Source organism: Vibrio sp. 10N.222.49.A3 (assembly GCF_041475145.1).
In the GTDB taxonomy this organism is placed as follows: domain Bacteria; phylum Pseudomonadota; class Gammaproteobacteria; order Enterobacterales; family Vibrionaceae; genus Vibrio; species Vibrio tasmaniensis_A.
Genome location: NZ_JBFRVM010000108.1, coordinates 1 through 1,013 on the forward strand (window position 1 = coordinate 1; position 1,013 = coordinate 1,013).

Genomic DNA, 1,013 nt, shown 5'->3' on the forward strand with positions numbered 1-1,013 from the left:
TCAAGTATTATTGGGATTTATATTACACATACTATAACCAAAAAAATTGAAAGTTATTGGTTAATCAATTTAGTCAGCTTTGGCTCTCTTTGTTATCAGCTCTTGTCGACAAAGCTAATTGCTTGCAGTTGCAAAATATATCATTGGAACTCGCCTTGAGTCGCGACGACATGCTGACTCAGAGTTGGACATTTCCGAGTTACGTTCAGATTGGCGACTAAGTCGTTCGGACAAAATTTACTACTCCGAATCATACAATGTATCGGAAATTGGTAGACCAAACGCAATGCCCTACTAAAACATCAAATGATGTTTTAGTAGGGCTATCAGATTATATTACTATAGGTAAACGGCCCTTTAAGGTTACTAGAAAGCCCCTATTTCAATGCCACCACTGTCGTTTTCAGAAACCACAACATTCATCATGTGTAATGGGTTGGCATTCTCTGATGAACCTTGAGCTTCCCCAAGTGTAACTGACTTAGTTAGAACATCCGAAATACTACCTGTCGATATTTGAACAGTTGCAATTCGACCTTCTGCACGAGCGTAGTTATTCACACCGATACTATATACCCCGAGTTCGAGGTTGTCTCTGTCACAAGTGGCGAAGTAATGCTCTGGCCCATAGCCGCTGGTGTTATCAACATCTAACTCACCAACGTTACCTACCCTATTTTGGTAGTACACCTGCATCCCATTGGGTTCAAACGTATGCAAATCAACATCACCTAGACCATTCCAACTGAGTGTTGCTGTGAACGACCCTGTAGAAGCGATTGCTTCAGGAGTTTGTAATGACGCCAGCTCCGATTGGAGATCGTTTCTTATCATTCCAGCTGGTTGTAAATAAGTATTTAAATAGGTTTGTATGAGGTAAACGCCCCATGAACCTACAGGGCGATATTACTAATGTTTGAAGTTCCAAGGTAGGAGTGCGTCGATATCAGGCTCTGCTTTTGCTAGCTCTTTCATGCACTTGACCATGTAGTCGTAGAGGATAAGACCGTTGG

General features: G+C 41.7%; 1 protein-coding gene. It reads right to left on the reverse strand.

Annotation, left to right across the window (positions count from 1 at the left end):
• Positions 1 to 366 precede the first annotated feature (366 nt).
• Positions 367 to 834: a YfaP family protein gene (locus AB4589_RS17950; RefSeq protein ID WP_017099406.1), complete on the reverse strand. Its 468-nt coding sequence runs from the start codon at positions 832 to 834 to the stop codon at positions 367 to 369.
• Between the last annotated feature and the right edge of the window lie 179 nt (positions 835 to 1,013).

Bases quoted from the DNA above. Each gene is read 5' to 3' on its own strand.
- AB4589_RS17950 (WP_017099406.1), bottom strand. From the start codon at position 834: ATGATAAGAAACGATCTCCAATCGGAGCTGGCGTCATTACAAACTCCT.